The 21,348-nt window shown below is 70.5% G+C and carries 19 protein-coding genes; 4 read left to right on the top strand and 15 right to left on the bottom strand.

All coding sequences use genetic code 11. The features are described 5' to 3' along the window. Positions 1–19: 19 nt before the first annotated feature. The 3 genes from ACODT5_RS40380 to ACODT5_RS40370 all read right to left on the bottom strand — a co-directional run bounded on the left by ACODT5_RS40380 (position 20) and on the right by ACODT5_RS40370 (position 2,519). Positions 20–1,300 (bottom strand): hypothetical protein, encoded by a 1,281-nt coding sequence (locus ACODT5_RS40380; protein WP_422523964.1) that lies wholly within the window; start codon positions 1,298–1,300, stop codon positions 20–22. Between the two features lie 86 nt (positions 1,301–1,386). Continuing rightward, positions 1,387–1,896, bottom strand: a complete 510-nt coding sequence (locus ACODT5_RS40375) for a SigE family RNA polymerase sigma factor (protein ID WP_422523963.1) — start codon at positions 1,894–1,896, stop codon at positions 1,387–1,389. A gap of 65 nt (positions 1,897–1,961) precedes the next feature. Then, entirely contained in the window at positions 1,962–2,519 is a 558-nt protein-coding gene (locus ACODT5_RS40370; protein WP_422523962.1) for a GNAT family N-acetyltransferase, read from the bottom strand. A gap of 124 nt (positions 2,520–2,643) precedes the next feature. Between ACODT5_RS40370 and ACODT5_RS40365 the strand changes: the two genes are divergently transcribed. Then, positions 2,644–3,207, top strand: coding sequence for a LemA family protein (locus tag ACODT5_RS40365; RefSeq protein WP_422523961.1), 564 nt, complete (start codon positions 2,644–2,646; stop codon positions 3,205–3,207). Further along, on the top strand, positions 3,208–5,265 hold the full coding sequence (locus tag ACODT5_RS40360) for a DUF2207 family protein (protein WP_422523960.1): 2,058 nt from the start codon (positions 3,208–3,210) through the stop codon (positions 5,263–5,265). Here the strand turns inward: ACODT5_RS40360 and ACODT5_RS40355 are convergent. The 5 genes from ACODT5_RS40355 to ACODT5_RS40335 form a co-directional block, all read right to left on the bottom strand. Next, positions 5,243–6,406: a serine hydrolase domain-containing protein gene (locus ACODT5_RS40355; protein WP_422525176.1), complete on the bottom strand. Its 1,164-nt coding sequence runs from the start codon at positions 6,404–6,406 to the stop codon at positions 5,243–5,245. The two genes, ACODT5_RS40360 and ACODT5_RS40355, sit on opposite strands and share 23 nt — an antisense overlap. Positions 6,407–6,552: 146 nt before the next feature. After that, the gene (locus ACODT5_RS40350; protein ID WP_422523959.1) at positions 6,553–7,416 is read right to left on the bottom strand and encodes a hypothetical protein; all 864 of its coding nucleotides are present in this window, start codon (positions 7,414–7,416) and stop codon (positions 6,553–6,555) included. Next, on the bottom strand, positions 7,413–9,428 hold the full coding sequence (locus ACODT5_RS40345) for a GMC oxidoreductase (protein ID WP_422523958.1): 2,016 nt from the start codon (positions 9,426–9,428) through the stop codon (positions 7,413–7,415). The genes ACODT5_RS40350 and ACODT5_RS40345 overlap by 4 nt, the downstream gene beginning before the upstream one ends. Further along, positions 9,425–9,850 carry a hypothetical protein gene (locus ACODT5_RS40340; RefSeq protein ID WP_422523957.1) on the bottom strand — a complete coding sequence of 142 codons (426 nt, stop codon included), beginning with the start codon at positions 9,848–9,850 and terminating at the stop codon, positions 9,425–9,427. The genes ACODT5_RS40345 and ACODT5_RS40340 overlap by 4 nt, the downstream gene beginning before the upstream one ends. Positions 9,851–10,145: 295 nt before the next feature. Continuing rightward, positions 10,146–10,694 carry a sensor histidine kinase gene (locus ACODT5_RS40335; RefSeq protein WP_422523956.1) on the bottom strand — a complete coding sequence of 183 codons (549 nt, stop codon included), beginning with the start codon at positions 10,692–10,694 and terminating at the stop codon, positions 10,146–10,148. 782 nt (positions 10,695–11,476) lie between these two features. On the opposite strand from ACODT5_RS40335, the gene ACODT5_RS40330 reads away from it, so the two are divergent. Beyond that, positions 11,477–11,713: a hypothetical protein gene (locus ACODT5_RS40330; protein WP_422523955.1), complete on the top strand. Its 237-nt coding sequence runs from the start codon at positions 11,477–11,479 to the stop codon at positions 11,711–11,713. Positions 11,714–12,044: 331 nt separating this feature from the next. On the opposite strand, the gene ACODT5_RS40325 is transcribed toward ACODT5_RS40330, so the two are convergent. Continuing rightward, a complete protein-coding gene (locus ACODT5_RS40325; protein ID WP_422525175.1) occupies positions 12,045–12,611 on the bottom strand; it encodes a Uma2 family endonuclease in 567 nt (188 codons plus the stop codon). 309 nt (positions 12,612–12,920) lie between these two features. Beyond that, positions 12,921–15,503 carry a DUF6397 family protein gene (locus tag ACODT5_RS40320; protein WP_422523954.1) on the bottom strand — a complete coding sequence of 861 codons (2,583 nt, stop codon included), beginning with the start codon at positions 15,501–15,503 and terminating at the stop codon, positions 12,921–12,923. Between the two features lie 704 nt (positions 15,504–16,207). On the opposite strand from ACODT5_RS40320, the gene ACODT5_RS40315 reads away from it, so the two are divergent. Next, positions 16,208–16,351 (top strand): hypothetical protein, encoded by a 144-nt coding sequence (locus tag ACODT5_RS40315; RefSeq protein ID WP_422523953.1) that lies wholly within the window; start codon positions 16,208–16,210, stop codon positions 16,349–16,351. A 140-nt stretch (positions 16,352–16,491) separates the two neighbouring features. On the opposite strand, the gene ACODT5_RS40310 is transcribed toward ACODT5_RS40315, so the two are convergent. Genes ACODT5_RS40310 through ACODT5_RS40290 form a run of 5 tightly spaced genes read right to left on the bottom strand, consistent with a single transcriptional unit; the run spans position 16,492 to position 21,085 of the window. Next, positions 16,492–17,451: a hypothetical protein gene (locus ACODT5_RS40310; RefSeq protein ID WP_422523952.1), complete on the bottom strand. Its 960-nt coding sequence runs from the start codon at positions 17,449–17,451 to the stop codon at positions 16,492–16,494. Then, positions 17,448–18,500 carry a protein phosphatase 2C domain-containing protein gene (locus ACODT5_RS40305; RefSeq protein WP_422523951.1) on the bottom strand — a complete coding sequence of 351 codons (1,053 nt, stop codon included), beginning with the start codon at positions 18,498–18,500 and terminating at the stop codon, positions 17,448–17,450. The genes ACODT5_RS40310 and ACODT5_RS40305 overlap by 4 nt, the downstream gene beginning before the upstream one ends. A gap of 11 nt (positions 18,501–18,511) precedes the next feature. Further along, the gene (locus tag ACODT5_RS40300; RefSeq protein ID WP_422523950.1) at positions 18,512–19,177 is read right to left on the bottom strand and encodes a vWA domain-containing protein; all 666 of its coding nucleotides are present in this window, start codon (positions 19,175–19,177) and stop codon (positions 18,512–18,514) included. Positions 19,178–19,202: 25 nt separating this feature from the next. Continuing rightward, complete coding sequence (locus ACODT5_RS40295) at positions 19,203–19,694, bottom strand: hypothetical protein (RefSeq protein ID WP_422523949.1); 492 nt, start codon at positions 19,692–19,694, stop codon at positions 19,203–19,205. Next, positions 19,691–21,085 (bottom strand): hypothetical protein, encoded by a 1,395-nt coding sequence (locus tag ACODT5_RS40290; RefSeq protein ID WP_422523948.1) that lies wholly within the window; start codon positions 21,083–21,085, stop codon positions 19,691–19,693. The genes ACODT5_RS40295 and ACODT5_RS40290 overlap by 4 nt, the downstream gene beginning before the upstream one ends. Positions 21,086–21,348 lie beyond the last annotated feature (263 nt).

The following is a 21,348-nucleotide window of genomic DNA, read 5'->3' as shown; positions in this document are numbered from 1 at the left end:
GCCGGCCTGCTGGTTCCTTCTACTGCCCGTACTCCGAGGACCACTTCGGGCTCGACACGATCTCCTTCATCCGCGCCACCGTCAGCACCGGCTCCTTGCGAGTCGCCGCCGACCCCTGGGTCTCGGCGTTGAACGCGGACAGGATCAGCCGGGTCCCGTTCGGCCGCAGCGCCTCGGCACTCCACCAGAGCATGCCGGGCACGCCCTTGTCCCCGTCCCGCTTCCGGGTCAGGACCTTCGTTCCGTCCGGCAGCGTCTCGGCGCCGGTGAACAGGTCCGCCCATGTCCCGGGGTGCTCCGGGTTGTCCGGCTGGATCTGGAGGCTGACCAGGGACTTGCCCTTGCCCTCGTCGAACACCAGGTAGCCCAGATCCGCGTCCTCCTCGTCCCGGCTCACGACCGGGATCCCGTCCGTGCGCAGCAGCTCCTCCAGGATGTCCACCGCCTTCGCCCCCTGGCGGGCGGCCGGACGCGGATCGGCCTGACCGGCGGCCGGCAGGTCGTTCAGGGCCGGATGCCACAGCGGGGACGTCACGAGCGCCTTGAGCTGCGCGATCGTGAGCGGCGGGGTCGGACGGCTGACGGGCGAGTCCTTCTCCGTCGCCGCGTTCTCCTCGTGGGCGTCCACGATGAACCCCTGGGGGGTCACCACGATGGCGCGCCAGGACTTGACGTTCGCCCGGTGGTCGGGGAACACGTAGCCCTTGTAGAGGTGCAGCCGCGAACCGTCCGCGAGCGTCTCCGAGGTGCAACTGTCGTACTTCGTCGTGGTCTTCGAGGGGCACTTGAGCATGTCGTCGGCCATCTCGCCCTTCGGGTCGATCCGGCCCAGGCCGAAGCCGATACGGCCCTTGCCCTCGCCGTCATCGAAGGCCCCGGTCACCATCGGGCCCAGCTCGTGGCCCGTTCCCCTCGCCTCGACGTCGCTGAGCGTGCCCTGCGGCAGGAGCTGCTTGAGGACCCCGGTCAGCTGCTCGGCGGAGACGGCCCCGGTGCCGACCCGGCTCTTGCCCCCACCGTTGCCCCGCAACAGCGGCCCCAACGCGGGCGGTTCCTGCGAGGACGCCACGTTCCCGCCGCCGCCCCCGCCGCCACCCGGCCCGAGCAGCCCGTTCGCGTAGGCCCCGGCGGTACCGATCAGTGCCAGGGCGAGCGCCGAGCCGCCGGCCATGGCGGCCCGTCGACGGGCCACCATCCGCCGCCCGCGCCGCTCCCCGGCGTCCACGAGGTCGCGGCCCTCGGCCGTGAAGCCGTCACCCGTACGCCGGAGGGCTTCGCCGAGCTCATCTTCAAAGGGCATGCGGAATCAGACCTTCCGTCCAAAGGGGTCATGGAATGAGGAGAAGGGAAGAAGGGAAGAGATGTGCACCCAGGAGGGCGGGGTGCTCAGCGCCCCGCGAACTCCGCGAGCGAGCCGCCCAGTTGCTCCCGCAGCCGGGTCAGCGCTCGCGAACTGCGGGTCCGTACCGCCGCCGAGCTCACGTTCATCGCGTCGGCGGTCTCCTCGACGCTGCGGTCCTCCCAGTACCGCAGCACCAGGACCGCCCGGTCCTTCGGCGCCAGCCGCCCCAGCGCCTCCAGCAGCGTGAGCCGCAGCGCGGGATCGCCGCCGGCCGGCGCGCCCGCGTCGGGGAACTCCCCGACCGGGCGCTCCCCCGCCGACCGGCGGCGCTGGTACGTCAGGAAGGCGCGCACCAGCACGGTTTGCGCGTACGCCGCCGGATTGTCTATCCGGGCGACGCGCCCCCAGAGCAGGTACATCCGCCCGAGGGTCTCCTGGACGAGGTCCTCCGCGAGGTGGGTGTCACCGCTCGTCAGCAGGCAGGCCGACCGGTACAAATGCGCCGATCTGCCCGTCGCGAACTCACGGAACCCATCTCTGCGTCCGTACCCCATCCGCTCCCCCTCGCGTCCGTCTCACCCCAATGACGCGACGGGGGCCTGGAATGTTTCAGTCGATCTCAAACTGATGCGGACCCGCTCGCCGCCCCGCTCTCGGACCCGGTCGCGGACCCGCTCTCGGAGAGGTCGTGGAAGTACATGTGGAACTCCTCCCGGACGAACCCCTCCGCCTCGTACAGCCCCTGCGCGACGAGGTTGTCGTACGCCGTCTCCAGCTGCACGCCCGAGACCCCGGCCTCCCGCGCCCTGCGCAGCACCTCGCGCAGCAGCGCGCGGCCCGCGCCCGTACGGCGGCCGGCGGGGGCCACGTACAGGTCGCCCAGCAGCCACGCGGGCTTCATGGCCAGCGAGGAGAACATCGGGTAGACCTGCGTGAAGCCGACCGTGCCCGCGCCGGGGACCTCGGCGAGCAGGATGAAGGAGTCCCCGCCCGCCAGCCGCTCCGCCAGGAAGGCGCGCGGCCGCTCCGGGTCCTCGACCTCCACCTCGTAGAACTCCAGGTAGCCGCGGAAGAGCTCGGCGGCGGTGTCCAGATCCGCCTCGCCCGCCTCCCGCAGGACCACCTTGCCCGCCTCTCCTGTCGCCAGGAGTTCGCCCTGCGTCGTCCGACCGTTCATATCGCTCTCCCTCGTCCACTCCCACGCGCCGATTCCATTGTGCGCGGGGGGTCCCAATCCACCTGCGTCGCCCTACGCTACGGCCGGGCCGGCAGGGGACCGGTCCCGCAACGGGGGGCCGCACATGACACCGCTCGGCATGCTCGTCATCTTCTGCGTCGTGATCGTCCTGCTGGTTCCGGTCTGGCTGATCACCACCTACAACGGACTCGTCCGGCGCCGCAACCAGGTCGACAACGCCTGGGCCCAGGTCGACGTCCAGCTCAAGCGGCGCTACGACCTGATCCCCAACCTCGTCGAGACCGTGAAGGCCTACGCCGCCCACGAGCGCGGCACCTTCGAGGCCGTCGTCCGGGCCCGCGAAGCGGCCGTCGCCGCGAGCGGCCCCGCCGACAAGGAACGGGCCGAGGCCGTCCTGCGCACCGGCCTGACCGGGCTGTTCGCCCTCGCCGAGGCCTATCCGGCGCTGCGCGCCACCGGCAACTTCGACTCCCTGCAGCAGGAGCTGGCGACCACCGAGGACCGCGCCGCGTACGCCCGGCAGTACTACAACGACGCCGTACTGGCCTACAACACCGCCGTCTCCGCCTTCCCGGCCCTGCTGGTCTCCGGGCCGCTCGGCTTCCGCGTCCGCGCGTTCTTCGGTGCGGGAGAGGGCGAAACCGGCCCGGTCCAGGTCCGGTTCTAGGTGACCTGGACCTGGACCTGGTTCGTCGGGGTGGCCACCCTGGCGAGCGCCCTGCTGTGGCTGTCCGCCGTCGGCTGGGCGGTGGTCGCCACCCGGCCCGCAAGCGTGGCCGCCGACGGGCCGACGATGGAGCTGCGGCCGGAGCCGCCCGCGCTGGTGGAGTTCCTGACCGGCGGCTGGGAGCCCGGCCGCGGCGCCCCGCGCGCCACGCTCCTGGACCTGGCCGCGCGCGGGTTCCTCGCCCTGGAGCAGACCGGCCCCGATCCGCGCGACACCCTCGTCCGCATCCGGCCGGCGCGCAAGGAGCCCGCCGAGGACCTGCTGCCCTACGAGGCCCTGGTGCTGGCCCGGGTCACCGCCCTGGCCTCCGCCGGGGTGCTGCCCGCCGGCGCCCTGGCCCGGGGCACCGGGGACGAGGACCGGCGCTGGTGGCGGGCCTTCGGCCGGGCCGTGGCCGCCGACGCCCGGGACCGCGGACTGGCCCGGGAGCGCTACCCGGCGCGGCTGAAGGCCTGGCTGACGCTGGCGGCGGTGCCTCCGGCGGCCCTGGCGGCCGTCCTGTTCCTGTCCCTGGCCGGGGTCGGGGGCTGGTTCATGTCCCTGGCCGTCGCCCTGGTCGTGTGGTTCCTCGGCTCCGTGCTGGTCGCCCGCCTCACCGGGGAGCGCGAGACGCCCGCCGGTGTCGAGGCCTGCGCCCACTGGCTCGGCGTACGGGAGTGGCTGGCCCGCGACGAGTCCTTCCCCGGGCTGCCCCCGGCAGCGGTGGCCCTCTGGGACCGCTACCTCGCCTACGGCGCCGCCACCGGCGTGGCCCGCTCCGCGCTCGCCGTGCTCCCGCTCGGCCCGCGCGACGAGCGCCGCGCCTGGTCCACGTACGGCGGCACCTGGCACGAGGTCCGGCTGCGCTACGCCCCCGCACCGGCCCGCGCCCTGCGCCCGCCGCGGGACAGCGTGCGGCTCGCCCTGCGGCGGGCCGGGTCGGCCTCGATCGTGCTGCTGCTGGTGGCCTGGTGGCACACGCACCCGCCGACCGAGCTCCGGCTCCCGGTCCCGAGCGTCCCGCTGCTGGTCGCGGAGCTGGTCCTGCTCATCGGCGTGCTCATGGGCGCCCGCTGGCTGTGGACCGGCCGGCGGCCCGTGATCCCGCTCGCGGCGTACGTGTACGGCGGCCTCCTCTGCTTCGTCGGCTCCACCTGGGGACTCCAGGCCTCCGGGCAGTGGGCGGTGCCGCCGCAGGCGGTGTGGGCGCAGCTGCCTCCGGTGCTGATCGCCGGTCCCGCGCTGCTCGGGTACCTCTTCCTCCTCGCCGCCTCCCTGCTGGACCTGTCCCGGCGGGCCTGGAGCGAAGGCGAGGTGGTGCGGCTGCGCACCGGGAAGGAGGTCCGCCACCTGGCGCTCGACCCGGGCGGACGGACCGCGGTCACGGCCTGGCCCGTACGGCCCGAGCTGTACGGGGCGCTGCGCGAGGGGGCGGTCGTACGGGTGCTGCGGGGCCCGGTGCTCGGGCACGTCTACGAGGTCGTGCTGGTGACGCCGTCACCGCAGGGCGAGCTGTTCCCGGCGGGGTACGCGCAGGACGGTGATGACGACGAGGGCGATGACGGGTACGGCTACGAGTCCTCGGACGAGGGGGCGGCCGGAGCGGGGCCCGGGGCCCCGTGGGCCGGGGTGGCCGCACTGTTCGCGCGGGGCGACCCGAAGGAGTTCCTCCCGCTCGCCGAGGCCGCCCGGATCCTCCGGACGGAGCTGCGCGAGTCCGAGCACTCCCCCCAGCTCGGAATCCGGACCTACGACACCCCGGACGGCGAGGGGTTCCTGCTCATGCAGACGGCTTCGAACGCCCTGGGCCGTCGGCTGCTCGCCACGCACAGGCGCCGGGCGACCCCGGTCGGCGCGGGAGCGGCCGACGAGGCGTACCTGCGGGGCCGCCGCCTGGTCCTGCGCCGCGGCGAGCACGTGCTGATGCTGCAACTCCCGTACGGCGCCGACCATTCGGCGCTGCCGGCCCTGGCCGAGGCGGCGGCCGACCGGATGGTCAGTGGTCCTCGTCCCCGGTGACGGGCTGGGCCGGCAGGGTGTAGACGTGCTGCGGGGTCACGATCTTGGTGATGGCCTCGCCGAACAGCGTGCTCGGCTCCTCGCCCTCGGCGGATATGTCGGTGTTGAGCAGCACCACCAGGGTGGCCTTCGACTGCGCGTCGTAGACGGCGAGGGTCTGGTAGCCCGGGATGGAGCCGTTGTGCCCGATCCACCCCTGGACGTTGAAGATCCCCAGTCCGTAGCCGGTGCCCGGCAGGGCCTGTACGACATCGAGGCGCTCGGCCTGGGTGGCGGGGGTGAGCAGCTCGCCCGTGGCCAGCACCTTGGCCCATCTCCGCAGGTCCGGGAGGTCGGAGATCATCGCTCCGGCGGCCCAGCCCCAGGAGGGGTCCCAGTCGGCCGCGTCCTCGGTCTTCCCCGAGGCCGTCTGGTCCGTGTAGCCCTGGGAGTGCGGGGTCGGGAACTCGGCGCCGGTCGGGAAGAGGGTGTTCTTCAGCCCGGCGGGCTGGATGACCTCCTCGGTGATGTAGTCGGCGAGCGTCTGCCCGCTGATCTTCTCCACGACGAGCCCGATGAGGATCAGGTTGGTGTTGCAGTAGTAGAACTCCGCGTTCGGCTCGAAGAGGACCGGGTGCTTGAAGGAGTAGTCGAGCAGTTCCTGCGGGGTGAAGGGCCGCCTGGGATCGCTGGTCAGCGCCTTGAAGAAGTCCTCGTCGGCCGAGTAGTTGAACAGTCCACTGCGCATGCCGGCCAGCTCGCGCAGCGTGATGCGGTCGCCGTTGGGGACGCCGTCGATGTACTTGCCGATGGGGTCGTCCAGCCCGATCTTGCCGTCGTCGACCAGCTTCAGCATCGCGGTCACGGTGAAGGTCTTGGTCTCGCTGCCGATCCGCATGTTGAGGCCGTCGGTCATGGGCGCCCCGGTGGCCTTGTCCGCCACGCCGAAGGCCCGTAGGTACTCTCCCTTGCCCGGCGCCGACAGGGCCACTTGCACCCCGGGCACCTTGGCCTCGTCCATCACCTTCCGGATGGCGTCGTCCAACTGCCGTGCCACGGCGGGGGTGAGCTGCGGAAAATCGTCGGAGACGGCCGGACTGCTCGCCGCCGGTGGTGTCGGTGCGTCCACCGCGTACCCGACACCGGCCCCCACGGGCACCATCAGGAGCCCCACTGCGGCCGCTCCCACAGCCGCCTTGCGCAACCGTGTCGTGCTCACCCGTCCAACGTAGCCCCGGGCCGGGGGCCGGGCGACCGGAAGGGCCGGTACGGGCTCGATGGGCTCGATGGGCTCGCTGAGCCCGGTGGTCACGCCTGCGCCGGCCCGAGGTAATACGGCCGGTTGTGAGCGGCGACCGGCGGTGACTGGTAGGTCCACGCCCCGGCCGCCGGGGTGTCGCCGATCAGCCGGGTGAGGTCCTGGCCGGCCTCCACGGCGGTGTCGTGGACGGTGAGCCGTACCCGGGAGCTGGTGGACGGGCCGAGGGTGTACTGGCGGTAGGGCTGGTAGACGTTCATCGGCCCGGCCAGGGCCCGGCCCGCTTCGTCGGTGCCGTAGCCGGTGATCGGGGTGTTGTTCGCCGGGGTGTGGTCCAGCCCCGTCAGGTCGGCGGTGAAGGAGAGCAGGTCGGCCTCGTGGCGGGTGATGCTCGACGCGTCCGGGCCGGGGGAAGCCTTCTTGCACCGCACGGACCAGGCGTCCCCGCCCGGCCCGTTGAGCGAGGGCATCGTCGTCTCGAACCAGCCGGGGTACTTGGGTTCCGCGTACAGCTTGCGCCCCGCGTCGATGGCGAAGGGGTTGTCGCACAGCACGTGGATGCGCGCGATGCCGAGCAGTTTGGTCTGGTCGTAGCCGTGGGCGTACTCCTCGTACGTCAGGCGGGGCAGCCGGCCGCCCGCCGCCGTGGGGAAGGCGACGATGTTGCACTCGATCTCCTGCGTGACGCCTCCGCCGAAGGCGTACTGGGCGAAGTACAGCTGGTAGTTCAGGGATACGAGGGCGCGTCCCTCGAACTCCGCCGCGGTCAGGGCCGGGTGGTGCTTGGCCAGCAGCTCGCGCACCGGCTCCGGCTCGACCAGGAAGTCCAGCCCGATGTGGTGCAGGGCCCCGTAGTGGAAGGGGAGCTGGAAGGGGGCCGCGACGGGCGGCAGGGGCAGCGGATCGGGGGTCATGAGGCAGCTCCGGGGGTGAGGGGGGTTGCGGGGATGAGGGGGGTTGCGGGTGCCGGCGGAGTGACGGATGCCGGCGGACCGGCCGGGGCGGTACGCGGATCGGGTGCGCGGCCCGTGAGGGTGACGGGCCGGTCGCGGGCCGCGAGGTCCCGTTCGATCCGTTCGGCACTGCGCAGGGCGAGGGCCGCCATCGTCAGGGTGGGGTTGGAGGTGGCGACCGACGGCATGCTGCCGCAGCCGACGGCGTACAGGCCCGGGTGGTCCCAGCAGCGCTGCCACTCGTCGACCACGGAGGAGGCCGGCGACCCGCCCATGACGTGGGTGCCCGCGGCGTGCCCGGCGCCCCGGTAGGCGTACGGCCGCCCGTCGTGGACGAAGTGGCCCGGCCACCCCGGTCCGGGGGCGTGGTCGGTGTGGTCCTCGGCGCCGAGCAGCGCGAAGATCTGGTCGGAGACCGCCCTGGCCGCCGCCATCCCGTTCTTGACGTGCTCCGAGAGGCCGTACGTCACCACGGGGCGGGGCAGCCCCAGCGCATCGCGCCGCTCGGGGTCGAGGGTGATCCGGTTGGCCGGGTCGGCGCTCTGCTCCATCTCGAACTGCAGCGAGAACTGCCGCCCGACCCGGTCCCCCAGGGCCCTGCGCAGTTCCGCTCCGAACAGCCCGCGCCCGTCCTCGCCGCCGGTCCGCAGCAGCTCGGCCACGTCCGCGTCGACCGGCCCCTTCGCCCACACCCAGCCCCAGTTCCCGATCTCGACGCGGAACGGGGCACGGGAGCGGCGGGCCGGGCCGAACCGGAAGCCCTCGAGACCCGAGGTGGAGCCGGGACCGCGATAGGGCCCGACCGGTTCGGGCATCAGCCCCCAGGTGAGCAGGACCGGATGGTCCATCAGGTTGCGGCCGACCTGGTCGCTGCGGTTGGCCAGGTCCGAGAGCAGCAGCAGCCGGGCGTTCTCGATGGCGTGCGCGGCCAGTACGACGACGTCCGCCGCGACCCGGGCCGTCACCGCACCCGCCCCTTCCCCCTCGGCGGCGTACGCGAGGTATTCGACGCCGGTGGCACGGCCGTTGCCGTCGACGAGGACCCGGCTGACCACGGCACGGTCGACCAGCCGTACGGTCGGCCCCCACTGGCCCTGGGTCTTCAGCGGCGTGTACTTGGCGTGCGACGGGCAGATGGGGATGCAGCTGGCGCTGCCCGCGCAGCGGCTGCCCGCCTCCGGCCGGCCCCCCGCGCCGGCGGGCACGTACCCCGCCCCGGCGTCGTACGAGGGATTCGGCTCGCCGTTGCGGCCGTGCGGCGTGCCGGTCACCCGCAACTCGACCGGTACGCGGGCGGCCGGGTCCTTGACCCACCGCCCGTCGAGCCGCTCGGCCATGACCCGGTCCAGGTGGCCGGCGGGCAGGGAGCGCATGGGGAAGACGTAGCCGTCCGGAAACGGCAGACCGACGTGGGCCCGCTGCTCCTCGACGTCGGCGGCCACCCCGATCTCCCGTTCCGCGGCCCGGTAGTAGGGCTCCAGTCGGTCGTATCCGAGCGGCCAGCTGCGGCCGTAGCCGAAGTCCTCGGTCCGGAAGTCCTCGGGGTGCATCCGCGGCGTCAGCCCGGTCCAGACGTTCCCCGTGCCGCCGTTGACCCGTACGTACCCGCTGCCGTACGGCAGTTCACCGCGCTGGACCAGATGTCCGCCGGCCCGGTAGCCGCCGCCGGCCCGGCCCGTGACGTCGGTGACCTCGGGCCAGGGCGCGGCCGGCTGGGCCCGGTAGGGGGAGCCGGGCACCTTGGCCACCGCCGAGCGGTACGTCTCCAGTGCCGCGCGGTGGCCCTGCTCCGGATCGGCCGCACGCATTCCGGCCTCCAGCACCAGGACCCGCCGGCCCTGCTCACCCAGCGCTTTCGCCACCAGCGACCCGGCGATGCCCGCGCCCACCACGATCACGTCGTAGCGCGGCCCGTCAGGCGGCCCGTCCTGCCGCCCGCCCTGACGCCCGTCCGGTGTCCCGTCCGCCCTCACCGGGCCTCCTCCGCGTTGCGGGAAGGCACGGCGGGCGGCTCGGCCCAGGACCCGAAACCCGGCCGGGCGGTACCGGGCGCGTCCCCGCCGAACGTCTGCCACACCAGACCCCCGGCGTACGCCCGCGACGACACCACGAACGGTTCCGCGCCTCCGATTCCCGGCCAACAGCCGGTGTACCAAAGGTGCGTGACCGCCCTGGCCGCCTCCAGCAGCCCCTCGTCCCGCACAGCGTCCGAACCGCCGGCCTGCTCCAGCGCTTCGGCGAGCCGGCCGAGAACCGGGGCCTCGATCTGCCCCGCCACGACGGCCGCGTAGTCCTCCGCCAGCCCCAGGGCCTCCAGCTCGGCAGCACCGAACCCGGTCAACACGGCGGACACGGCAACGAACTCACCGACCGGGTCCACTACTTCCCTACGCACGTCCGCCACACGCCTTTCTCCCCGCCCGCCCGGCCGCCCGGCAGTCCGTCGTCGTCCAAGCCCGGCTCCGGAGGCGGCACACGGCTGTGATCCATGCCCCGCCCCAGCCGGGCCAAGCGCTCGGATCCGGACAAACTCCACGGCCACGGCAAGCGGGGCGACCCGCCCGGAAACCCGCGGCTCCAGCCCGCCCGTACGGGCACACGCCCGGGGGAAGGCCTCGCGGCGCGGGGCATGCGGACAGGCGGAACGCCGCCGGGTCAGCGCCGCTCTCGCGGGCCGGGGCGTCGGCCGTTCACGGCCTGGCGGCCGTCGGGAGGCAGGCGCTGACCAGGAATCCGCCGTCCTCCGTCGGGCGGGCCTCGAAGGCGCCGCCGAGGAGTTGGGCCCGCTCGCGCAGGCCGACCAGGCCGTGGCCGCCGTGGGGGAGGTGCGGGCGCTGGACCGTGGGGTCGGGCGGACCGCTGCGGATCTCCACGCGCAGCCCGTCGGCCTCCTGGCGGACGGCTATCCGGACCGGGGCGCCGGGTGCGTGCTTGCGTACGTTGGTGAGCATCTCCTGCACCGTCCGGAACGCGGCCCGCTCCACGGACTCCGGGAACCGGCCCGTGAACCCGTCGGCTACGTCCCACTCGACGGTGAGCCCGCTGTCCTCGATCAGCCGGGGGATGTCGGAGAGGCGGGGCTGCCGGCCGAGCTGTTCGCAGTTCCCGCCCGCGGCACGCAGTACGCCCACCATCTGGCGCAATTCGTTCAGGGTCCGGACGGACAGCTCGCGGATCGTCGCCGCGGCGTCGCGGGCCGCCGGGTCGCCGGGTCGCCGGGTCGCGGGGTCGCGGGCCACCACCCGGCACGAGCCGGGCCATCGCGGCGGAGACGGCCCAGCAGCCCGAGGCGACCAGTTGGAGCGCCCGGACGAGGTCGATGGGCTCCATGTCCCTCGTCAGCACGCCCTGGGCACCGGACCGCAGCGCCAGATCCACGTCGGCTGCGGCCCCCGTCGCCAGCAGTGCGACCTTGGGCGAGGCGGGCACCGCCCGGAGGTGCTCCACCACCGTGCGCAGCTCTGCGGAGGGGATGTCGGCGGTGTCGATCAGCACCAGATCGATCCGGTCACCCGCGGACCTCTCCAACGCCCGGTAGCCGGCCCGCTCCCCCACGACCTCGAGATCGTCGACCTGGTCGACGGCCTCCCGGATGCTGCGCCTCAGTGGAAGGGAGTCAGAAATGACAATCAACGAACTCTTGTACACAATGCCCCGTTTTGTCGCGCTCAAGCAAAAGTCGCGGCGCATGGTCAGTTGCGCCACACGAGCGAGCCTAGGCAGCGACAGGGCCCACCACATCACCTGCCCGAACGATCCGACCCCCGCCGCCCGGCGAGTTTACGTACATTGCGTTCACGCCCACAGAAGCCCTCGCAGAGGCACCCGGCACCACACACCGGAGCGATCGGCCCGACACCCGTCAACGGAAGATCGCGTACCGGATGCCTGCGCACACGGGCTGCGCGATGCGCGACAACTCACCCAGGCACAGCCTCGTTACGGAAGGGCGTGCGCTCCCATCAGCGTCAACGGTGTGCGCCGGACAGCCAGTACCCCCACACCACGAAGCGAGCCGCACATGACCCTCCAGCCCTCGCCCGACGACCCCGCAGGGGAAGCCAAGCGCCGCCGCGCCGGCCTGGCCGCCTTCCTGATCGCCACGGCCCTGTCCTTCGCGTTCTTCGCCTTCTTCCCGGGCCTCCCCCACGTCATCGACTGGGGCGCGATCGTCACCTCGCTCGCCGTGGGCGGCCTGGCCCGCTGGGCATGGCAGTCCCACCTGTCGAGGAAACACGCCTCCCACTCGCGGAGCTGATCGCTCGCCACGCCCCCGAAGCATCGCCGGTCCGGCGTTCGCGGGCATGAAAAAGCCCCAGGTCACGGCGAGTGAGTCCTGGGGCTAATCCGAGCCGCCTTCGGGATTCGAACCCGAGACCTACGCATTACGAGGCCCCACAAGATCATCCCGAACCGTGCCGAGCCGTGCTGCTGAATCCCATATCCCTAGGTCGGCACGTTGCGTCCACGGCCCCGCGTGCCACCCCATCCATCTCATGCCAACCAGTCCGCTCACGCATCGCTCACGCAAGTGGGGCTGCCCCCGGCTGACGACAACGCGCTCAAGCGCGGTGGCACCCAGCAGGAGGTCAGATCCGGCCGAGGTCGAACTCCACCGGGAAAGGAGCCGAGACCTTGACGACATCGGTGAACACGTCCCCGTCTCGGTAGGCCCTGGTCGCGGGGTCGAGAACATAGGTGTACACCAAAGGGACACCGGTCGCGGCCTGCTCGACCCGCCAGTAGAAAGCGATGCCGGACTTGGCGTACTGGTCCGTTTTCACGATCCGATCGGTTGTCTCCGATCCCGGTGAGACAACCTCTACGACGAGCAGCACGTGCTCAGGACGGGTGGGCGTGATGTCGATCGTGTCTGCGCGATACACAACGACATCCGGACGACGATTGGTGAGCGGGACGTCCTGAAGCCGGACGTCGAAGTCTGTATCAGCATTCCAGTCCGGCCCTGCAGCCGCCTCCAAGGCATTCGCCAAGATCCGAGCGAGTCGATTGTGCCGCTTGGACGCACTGGGACTCACCACAACCATCCCGTCCACGATCTCGATCCCCGCACATTGCTCCTCGGACCAGGAGTCGTACTGCTCCGCCGTGATCTGCTCGTGCATCCACGCAGGGGCTGCCGTCTCGGCAGTCATGACGCACCTCCCGGACACCATGCGCGCGGGCCCGATCCCGCTGAGTTCAGCGTACTGTCTCAGCTCGGCCGGCACTCTGGACGCCAGAGAGGACAGCGATCCGAGATCACGTACCAGAACGCCGGCGTCACGTCCCGAGGTCATCGACTGGGGCGCCCTCATCACCTCCCTCACCGTCGGCGCCCTGGCCCGCTGGGCCTGCCAGTCCCACATGACGAGAAGGCGCGCCTCCTCCAGGTAAGGCCGCACAGCAGCCCCTCGATGGCGCTCGCGGCAGTGTGGGCGGGCACAGCCGGAGCAGTCCCGCTCTCACCAGTCGAGCCGGACACCGTCATAGCAGGAGAACCGGGCGGAGTGGCAGGCATCGCAGTGTGTGTACCAGGGGGCGCAGGGTTCGCCACAGGAGGCACAGCTGCCGTGCGTGGCCAGTGGCCGGGAAGTGGCGACCAGTTGGTTGATCCGTTCGGCGGCCGCCTGCTCGCCAACCGCCACTTCCTCGGCACTCAGCCCGCCACATTCGCGGCCGAAGGCCAGGACGGCCGTACGCAGGTCCCGCATGGTCGCGGCGTACTCCTCGGCGTGGGACAAGGACATCCGCTCGATGCTTGTGCGTGGACGGATCAGATGGTGCAGGGCGGCACCATTCAGGACCGCCCGGCAAACGGCCGGGTAGGCCGGGCGGTCGGCGTCGATGGGCAGGGTGATCAGGATCCAGACGGTGTGGCCGTCGCGCGGCCAGCGACCGCTGACGTCCGGCGGAGCCCCGACGGCCTGGCGTGCCACCAGTAGCTTGGTGTGAATCTCGTTCACGGGCATCGGCCGCAGCCATGAGCGCTCCTGCGCGGCCGTACGAGCGGCAGCGGTCCAGCCGGCCAGAGCGTGCGGGATCTCTCCGGGCTCCTCCGGTTGTCCGAGGTCGGTCCAGGTGGGGCGCAGCTGAGCCGTCGTGACGCGCAAGCTACCGGGCCGCGCTCCATTGGCTGCCTGAACGGCCTGGTCCAGGAGCCGGGCCCTGGCGGTGAGGCCGGGCAGTCGGCTGCGATAGCCGCCCACGAGCCCTTCCCCCGCGTCATGGCCCCGCCGCCCGGCCCGGCCCGCGATCTGGCCGGCCTCCCAGATCAGCAACTCCCGGCGGGATCTGCCGTCGTACTTGCCCGTTTCCGCGAATGCCACAGCACGCAGCGGAAGGTTGACTCCGTGCCCGATCACATCCGTGGTGACGATCACTTCGACCTCGCCCTCGGACAGGCGCCGGATCTGCTCGCGGCGGGCCGCGGGCGGCATCGTGCCGTAGAGGACCGTCGCCGAGCGGCCCGCCTCGAGCAGTTCGCGGTGCAGAGCGAGAACGGCTCTGCGGGAGAAGGCCACCACCGCGCTTGCCTGCGGAAGGGTCGCAGCACGGAACTCCTCCGTCCGGCTCAGCGTGCCGTGCCGGGTGTGGCGAACCACCGTGATGTCCGTGCCGGGGGCGAAAAGCTTGCGCAGCAGGTCTTCGGCTTCCGGTGCGGCACAGACGTGCACGTCTGTGTGGGATCCGCTCAGCAGCAGGCGGGTCCAGGCGTGGCCGCGGTCTTCGTCAGCCAGCCAGTGCGCCTCGTCAACGACCAGGAAGTCGCCGGCGGTGGGCGCCGCTTCAGCCGTGCAGCACAGCACCGGCGCGTCCGGGTTGACGTACTCCTCACCCGTGCGCAGACCAACCCGCTCCGCACCGAGCCGAGTGCGCAGCCGTTCGTAGATCTCGAAGGCAAGCATGCGCAGCGGCGCTGCGTACACGCCGGTCCCTCCGGCCTCGGCGCGGGCGACCAGCAGAGCGATGGCATCGTGTGTTTTACCGGAGTTGGTGGGGCCCAGGTGGAGGGTCACTCTTGGGTCGGCTGTCCTCTCCGGGATACGGGCGCGGGCACGCGCGGCGGCTGCGCTCTCGCGCTGCTCGCGCAGCAGCTTCGCGGCCTGTTCAGCCTTCCGGGCCGCCTCCCGCTCCTCCTTCCGGCGCTGCGCAGCCCGGTGTTCACGCCCCGCCATGACTCCCGTGGGGGTGGGAACCGTGGTCGAGCCATCGGCCACGCTCTGCTCGAGTAGATCGGCGGGGACGCCGCGGTCGCGGTACTCGTCCGGGATCTGCTCCACGGCGCACCCCAGCCGTGCCGCCGCGTCGGAGGGAGCGACCAGCTCGGGCACCGGGCGGCTACGCCGGGCCCTGCGCAGCGCGGCCGTGAACTCGCGGGCAGCTTCTTCGTGCTCCTCGAGGGTGACAGGGTCCGTGTGCGAGCCCAGCACGTCCGTCAGCCTCTCCTCCGCAGCGCGCCTCGCCAGATGGGCGGCCTCGGCCTGACTGATCTTCGTCCGTTCGTCGGACGGCTGTACGGAACGCGACCAGTGGGACCACGCGGCAGCTCTCGTCCAAGGGTCACGCATCTTGATCAACGACTGGGCACGCAGACGAGAGCGGTAGCTCTCAGCCCGGCGGTCGACGCCAGAGGCCAGTCCGGCCAGGAAAGGGCCGGGCAGCCGGGTACCGAGCAGCTCGGGACGGAGCACAGGCAACTGGCGGGCGTCGGCGGCCGAGTACTGCCAGACCTCGGCGTGATAGCGGTTGGTGTACGACCGGACCGGGCGGATGACCCCGGCGCGCGCCAGCTGGTCGAAACGGTGCCTGCTGACCCCCGCGAGCTCAGCGGCCTCCACGGCGTGCACCATGCGCGTGAACTCGGCGAGTTCACCGGGGCTCGCGCGCCACCGGGCCACCTCACCCGCTCTGACGTACAGCTCATCTCCGCTCCAGCATGTACGGATCAGGCCGTGTTCGATCCCCAGAGTGAACTCGTCCCTCCGCAGGCCAAGTTCCCGGCGTGCCGCTTCGAGCGTGAGGTGCTTTGCTGTCGTACCGGCCATGATGCGCCTCCCCTGTCGTCACCATCCTTCACACGGTGACACGAGGGTCTGACAATCGGTGATCACCTCCTTACCAAGGGCAACCACCGGGCGGCTTCACGCATCTGACGAACCTCACCGGAGTACCGGGCCGGAAGCCGGATCCGCCGGAGCGCCGCCCCATGCGCCGACCGACCCTGGAAATAGCAAAAGCCCCAGGTCACGGCGAGTGAGTCCATCTAGACTGGTGCCAGACCGTGCCGCAGAATGCTGTTTCCCCAGGTCATCAAGGTGTGGTCGGCCCTTGCATGCCGATCAATCCACCCCATGCCAGCCCGTCCGCTCACGCAGCGCTCACGCAAGAGATCAGCATCCGGGGGCGGCGGTTACGGGTGGTCAGCATGCCAATCTGCTGATCACTCTTCGTAGTGGACTGTCTCTCGGGGCGGAACCCCGAGTCGACGACAGGCGTTCCGTTCGGCAGACACACTCCGCCGGAAGGGACACCGACGGGCAAGCTCTTCACAGCCCGGATCATTACGCGGACACCGACAACAAGATCTACCGCACTTCCCCCGGCAAGACGCACACCGAGTGCGAGATCCACCCGATGCGCGACAACGCGCCCCAGACCCTGCCCCGTTACGGCAAGGCGTGCACGCACCTCAACATCAACGGCGTGCGCCGGGTCAGCCAGTGCCACCACATCACGAAGTGAGCCGGACATGACCACCCAGCCCACCCCCGAAGACCCCGTCTGGGAAGCCAAACGCCGCCGCGCCGGCGTCGTCGTCTCCCTCGCCGTCGGCGGGCTTGCCCGCTGGGCATGGCGATCCCACATGACAAGGAAGCACACCGCTCTGGAGTAAGGCCTCACCGTCCGCGTTGCGGTCTCTTCGATTGTGGGGACCACGCCCATAGGTTCACCTCCCCGCGACGCAGTCGTCACACGAAGGGACAGTCACCCGCTGAGCACGTCGACATCCAGTTGGTGCACCGGACCGGGGTCTTAAGGCCGAAGCCGTATGCTCCTCCGGGCCGAGGGGCTGTCGTCCAGCATCGCGTCGTCCACGGAGAGGGGTTGTCGGGGAACGGGCCGCATCAGCGGGATGACCTTCCGGTCGGACAAGGCCGCGGCCCACTGCCGCATGTCCGGTCGCGTGCCGGCCGCCCCTGCCGCCTGCGTGAGGAGACGTGTGACGGCACTCAGCTGCCGGTCGTTCAGCACCCCCGGTACGGGGAACCACGCCTCGCCCGGGCGCGCATAGGCGTTGCGGGCCAGGACACGCACGACCAACAGCGCCATCTTGTAACGGTCGCTGTCCAACGTCGGACGGCTCTGCGACACCAACGGGTCGTCCCAGTCGGGAGTGTCCGCCTGAGGCAGCACCGGATTGCCACCCATCCTGCGGACTCCGTCACAGTCGATCAGGTGGACCGCGGGCACGGGTGCGATGCTCCACAGCAGGTTGGCATGGGAGATGTCCCCGAACACCAGGCCCCAGTCGTGCAGGCGATCCAGGAGAGCGACGTAGGCCCGGACGAGTTCGAGGCGCTCCTCCGGGGTCGGCTGAGGCACGGACTGAAAAGCCGGCTTCGGCGGGCGCAGAAGGTACTGCGCCTCGGTGAGCCGAGCATTCCCCCCAGAGGTCCGCCAGGTGAAGGCGTCAGGCACTCTGTTCATGAGGAACCCGGTCGCCCGGCCACCCTCGGTCACCCGGCACAGCGGCCAGGCGGCCTGAGAGTCCAGCATCGCGCGGTCTGCGGGAGACAGCCTCAGCCGCTCTCCCACCAGGGCGAAAAGGGCGTGCGAGTCAGGGCTGCCGTTATAGAACTCCTTGAAGAGCAGTCCCGGTTCGTCGAGCAATTCATGGATGTGTCCCTGCCCACCAGTAGCCAGCTTGGCTCCCAACCGTAGGCTGCGCCGTTCCACGTCAGCGCCCGAGGCCGCCCCGCCGCGTGCCGTCACGGCCGTACCTCCCAGAGGCAGATGACGCTACGGTCGTCGTCATAGCTCTTCGCCCGCACCTGGGACTGCCAGAGAAACTCGGTGAGGCCGGGGATCCGTCCGAATGCCCACTCCTGTGCGAGGAACCCCTGGACCTGAGGGTCGTTCATGGGGCCGGAGAGGCCGTCGGTGCAAATCATCAGTACGTCGCCCGGTTCCGTTTTCAGCAGTTGAACCTCGACCTTCGGGTCTTCGCTCGGAAGGGCTGCGGTCCTGGTGTCGATCACACCGTCAGGGGAAAGGCCCCCAACCGGCCCTTCCAGGTTCTGCCAAGACTCGGTGCGGGCCCGGAAGAAGCCTCCGTCGCCGACCGCGAAGAAGACCCGCTCTCGGTGCTCGGGCGAAGTGGGGACCAGCAGACAACGGAGCGTCGTGGCATAGGCCTTGGGTGAACCCGGGTCGGCGTACCTGACGAGATCTCTACTCACCTGCGCTACCACCCGCCCCAGCTCACGGTCGAGCGCCTCCCTGTCCTCGGCGCGCAGAGCCGCCCAGAGGACAGCCTGGGATTTCTCGACCTCCAGAGAAGCCAGCCGGCAGGCCCGGTGTGATCCCAGATGCGATTTGGCCGCGGAACCCACCCCGTCCGCCACGGCGAGGAACAGCAGCTCATCCCGGCCCTCGCCGATCCGGGACAGCGACATCGCGTCCTGGCGTTGCTCGCCCTGGTACCGATGCGAGTCCCCCTTGACCGAAACTCCGCGAACGACCAGCGAGCCGTAGTGCGCGCCGTCCAGAGCGATGTCCGGGATGACCACGTCAGTACGTGTCTTCTCGGTGAGGGGAAGCCGGAGCGGATCGGGGCTGTAGCCAGGGGGACGTGATCCGATGAACGGAAGATCTCGAAAGCCGGCCGGTGGCTCTTCCGCGGCGACCGGCACCGTCTCCTTCGGCGCGGCCTCCTCGATGGACGCCGCCTCGACCTCCGCCTCCCCAGAATTCGCCAGGGCCAGTGCTTCCTCGATGTGGCTTTCGACGCCGTCCACGATGTCTGCCGTGCGCTCGCTCATCTACCTGACTCTCAGACGGTCTCAAGTGGGATCGAGGTGAATCCAGGCACCGAGTCCGCGACCTGGATACCGGCACCCTGTCCGCCAGGCACCATACTGTTCGCCGACCGTACGATGGACCTGGTCAACGCCGTGGCGAATTCCTTCAACGCCGTGGCCGGAGAGACCGAGGCGTCCTGCTGGATGAATGCCTTGAAATTGGCCACCTGGGTGATCGTGGCCCGGTCGCAGTCCCCGATACCGAAGGCAACGATGGTGGGGCGAATCTTGGCACTGGCCCCTGCCAACGCCTCGTATTCGTGCATCCACATGTCGGTCGGTACGCCGTCCGAGAGGAAGAAGACCACCGGCCGGTAGACCTGGTGGCCCTGCGCCTTCAGCTGCGCGACATCCTGCTCGATCGTCACCCGCAGCGTACGGAACGCCTCCCCGAAGTTGGTCATCCCGCTGACCTCAAGAGCCGGCAGCTCCGTGAGGTCACTGATGTCGGCCAAGGGCTGGAGAACCCTGGCCTCGCTGGAGAACCCGATCAGGCAGAACCGGGTCTTGTCCGACACTGTCGGGTTGGAACTGATCTCCTCGTACAGCCCGGGCAAGGCGTTGTTGATCGCGTCGATGGGGTCACCGCCCATGGAGGTCGACTCGTCACAGACCATGTAAAAGGGAAGGAGCTGCATTATTTCCTCCAGTATCGGGTTCTCGTCACGAGGCGCGGGTGTAGAAGTAGATCTCCAACTCGGCACTGCCACTCGGACCGCTCAGGTTGTGGAAGTCCCGGGTTGTGGTCTGCGTGAACATCTCCGGTCTGGCCGCCGCCAGCAGCCGGTTCACGGAATGGGCGTACACCTGCCCGGCCGCAGCGTTACCGCCCCCGCCGAAGGTCAGCACCATGGCCGCCTCCCGCCCCTCGTGCGTACTGGTGACGGCGCGGATCTGCGTGATGAGGGCCTCCTGGTCATCGGGGTCTCCGCTCACGCTCACCTCCACGCCCTTCTTCTCCACGGCGCGGGGCCCGGCTGGTTTCACGGACACGGTGGGACTTGGCACGGCGGATTGTGCGGCAGGTCGCGATTTCGCGAGGTCAGGCTGGTTTCCCAGCGCGACGAGAGCGAAGACCAACAGCATGTCGGCGAAAAGCCAGCCCGCGATCGCGGCAGGGCTGAGGAGTCCACTGCCCGCTTCGGGCCGCTTCATCGGACGGGTTCCTTCTGCAGGTGGACTCCCGGAGTCTGATGCGGCGCCTGGTCCGCGACCGTGTCCGTCGGCGGAACCACGTCGCTCGTCAGTTGAGAAGTACTCCGAACCTCGAAGGCCGTGACTCCGGCGGCGAATTCCATGGCGCTGGCCTGCGCCAGGTCGGCTCCTCTTCTGACATCCGTGGCGATGCCATCGAGGCGGCCGACCGATTCGCGGAGCGCATTCAGCGCCTGCCCGGTGATATCGGCAACGAGTTCCGTGCCCGTGGTGAAACCCCGTTGGGCCGCCGCGAGGTCGGACACGGCGTCTTCGATCCGCTCGCCGGCCAGCTCCAACTTCGTAGCGACCGAGCCCGCAAGCTTCGCCACGCTCTCGCGGGTATCCGCTCCGACCCCTGCGACCGTCACCGCGGTCGCGGCGACCTGCTCCACGTTCTCCCGGACCACGCCCTCAATCCGCGCACCGATCTGCTCCAGCTGCGTACCGACCGCCTCCGCGAGCTTCTCCATACCCTCGCGGGTGTCCGCTCCGGCCCCTGCGACCGTCACCGCGGTCGCGGCGACCTGCTCCGCGTTCTCCCGGACCACATCCTCAACCCGCGTCACCGCCGCAATCAGCGGGCCCATGAGCCCCTCAAGGCTGGTCATGTTCTGGGTCGCCGCCTCGGTCGCGGCGACGACCGACTCGGCTGCTTCCCGCAGAGTTTCCTGCGTTTCCAGTGTGCGAGTGGTCAGCTTCCCGAGGCGCCGAGCAGCTTGGGAAAGTTCGGCGGCGAACCGCTGTGGGGACGACAGCCGGTGGGAGTTGAGTACCAACTGAATACGCGTCAACAGCGGAAGGAGCTCCGTGAGAACGTTCTGCACCCGCTGCTCGGCAGCCTCCACCCGGCCTGCGGCCCTGGCCCGCTTGACCGCGTGCACCACGGAGATGACGAGCAATCCGGCGATCGCCACGGTCGCGGCAGTGGCGACGTGGCCGAACGTCAGCCATCCGGCGAGCCTGCCCTCGAAGCCGCCCTGCCACAACTGCAGGAATGGGCGACCCGCCTGGTCAGGATCCGCGCGGATCAGCTCGCCATACGCGGCGCTGGCCCGCCCCAGCCCGAACCAGGTGATCAACAACGGGATGAACACCATGACGCCCAGAACAATTTCGAGGATCACCAGCCATCGGGTTCCAGGCTTCGCGTCGCCGGCGGTCAGGCTCTCCTGCCGGGCGTATGCGGCAACCAGATCCAGCTCCGTCCAAGGGTCGAGCGACCCCTTTCCTGCCAACGCATCAGCCAGGGCGTCCAGTTCACCCTTGCGCGAACTGAGCTCAGGCGCCTCAGCCCAGGACCGCAAGTGGGCGGACAACACGTCCTGGTTCAGCAATTGGGCGTTGGCCACAGATTCGGCTCTTCCTGGAGGTCAGCGGGACAACTCTGGAGCGGGCACATGCTATGTCGACAGAAGTGTGAATCAGATGGACAGTTCAGCCTTTGGACAGCCAACACGGCGGCAAAAATGCACATTTTCGGTCATTGCGGCAAGAGAATTAGACTTCGCCCCTACACGCGTATCCGGCGGGCAGGGGTCCGTCCTCTAGAATCGGCGCCCCGGTGGAGCGGCCCGACGCAGCCTCACCACCCCACCGTTCACCACGATCACCG

This window comes from Streptomyces tatrensis (assembly GCF_049310065.1).
GTDB lineage: Bacteria > Actinomycetota > Actinomycetes > Streptomycetales > Streptomycetaceae > Streptomyces.
The sequence above is the reverse complement of the archived record's forward strand: the minus strand, read 5'-3'. Positions and strand labels throughout refer to the sequence as shown.

What these genes read in the sequence shown, in the direction of transcription:
- ACODT5_RS40380 (WP_422523964.1), bottom strand. Translation starts at nt 1,300, where the DNA reads ATGCCCTTTGAAGATGAGCTCGGCGAAGCCCTCCGGCGTACGGGTGAC.
- ACODT5_RS40375 (WP_422523963.1), bottom strand. Translation starts at nt 1,896, where the DNA reads ATGGGGTACGGACGCAGAGATGGGTTCCGTGAGTTCGCGACGGGCAGA.
- ACODT5_RS40370 (WP_422523962.1), bottom strand. Translation starts at nt 2,519, where the DNA reads ATGAACGGTCGGACGACGCAGGGCGAACTCCTGGCGACAGGAGAGGCG.
- ACODT5_RS40365 (WP_422523961.1), top strand. Translation starts at nt 2,644, where the DNA reads ATGACACCGCTCGGCATGCTCGTCATCTTCTGCGTCGTGATCGTCCTG.
- ACODT5_RS40355 (WP_422525176.1), bottom strand. Translation starts at nt 6,406, where the DNA reads ATGGTGCCCGTGGGGGCCGGTGTCGGGTACGCGGTGGACGCACCGACA.
- ACODT5_RS40350 (WP_422523959.1), bottom strand. Translation starts at nt 7,416, where the DNA reads ATGACCCCCGATCCGCTGCCCCTGCCGCCCGTCGCGGCCCCCTTCCAG.
- ACODT5_RS40330 (WP_422523955.1), top strand. Translation starts at nt 11,477, where the DNA reads ATGACCCTCCAGCCCTCGCCCGACGACCCCGCAGGGGAAGCCAAGCGC.
- ACODT5_RS40325 (WP_422525175.1), bottom strand. Translation starts at nt 12,611, where the DNA reads ATGACTGCCGAGACGGCAGCCCCTGCGTGGATGCACGAGCAGATCACG.
- ACODT5_RS40320 (WP_422523954.1), bottom strand. Translation starts at nt 15,503, where the DNA reads ATGGCCGGTACGACAGCAAAGCACCTCACGCTCGAAGCGGCACGCCGG.
- ACODT5_RS40315 (WP_422523953.1), top strand. Translation starts at nt 16,208, where the DNA reads ATGACCACCCAGCCCACCCCCGAAGACCCCGTCTGGGAAGCCAAACGC.
- ACODT5_RS40305 (WP_422523951.1), bottom strand. Translation starts at nt 18,500, where the DNA reads ATGAGCGAGCGCACGGCAGACATCGTGGACGGCGTCGAAAGCCACATC.
- ACODT5_RS40300 (WP_422523950.1), bottom strand. Translation starts at nt 19,177, where the DNA reads ATGCAGCTCCTTCCCTTTTACATGGTCTGTGACGAGTCGACCTCCATG.
- ACODT5_RS40295 (WP_422523949.1), bottom strand. Translation starts at nt 19,694, where the DNA reads ATGAAGCGGCCCGAAGCGGGCAGTGGACTCCTCAGCCCTGCCGCGATC.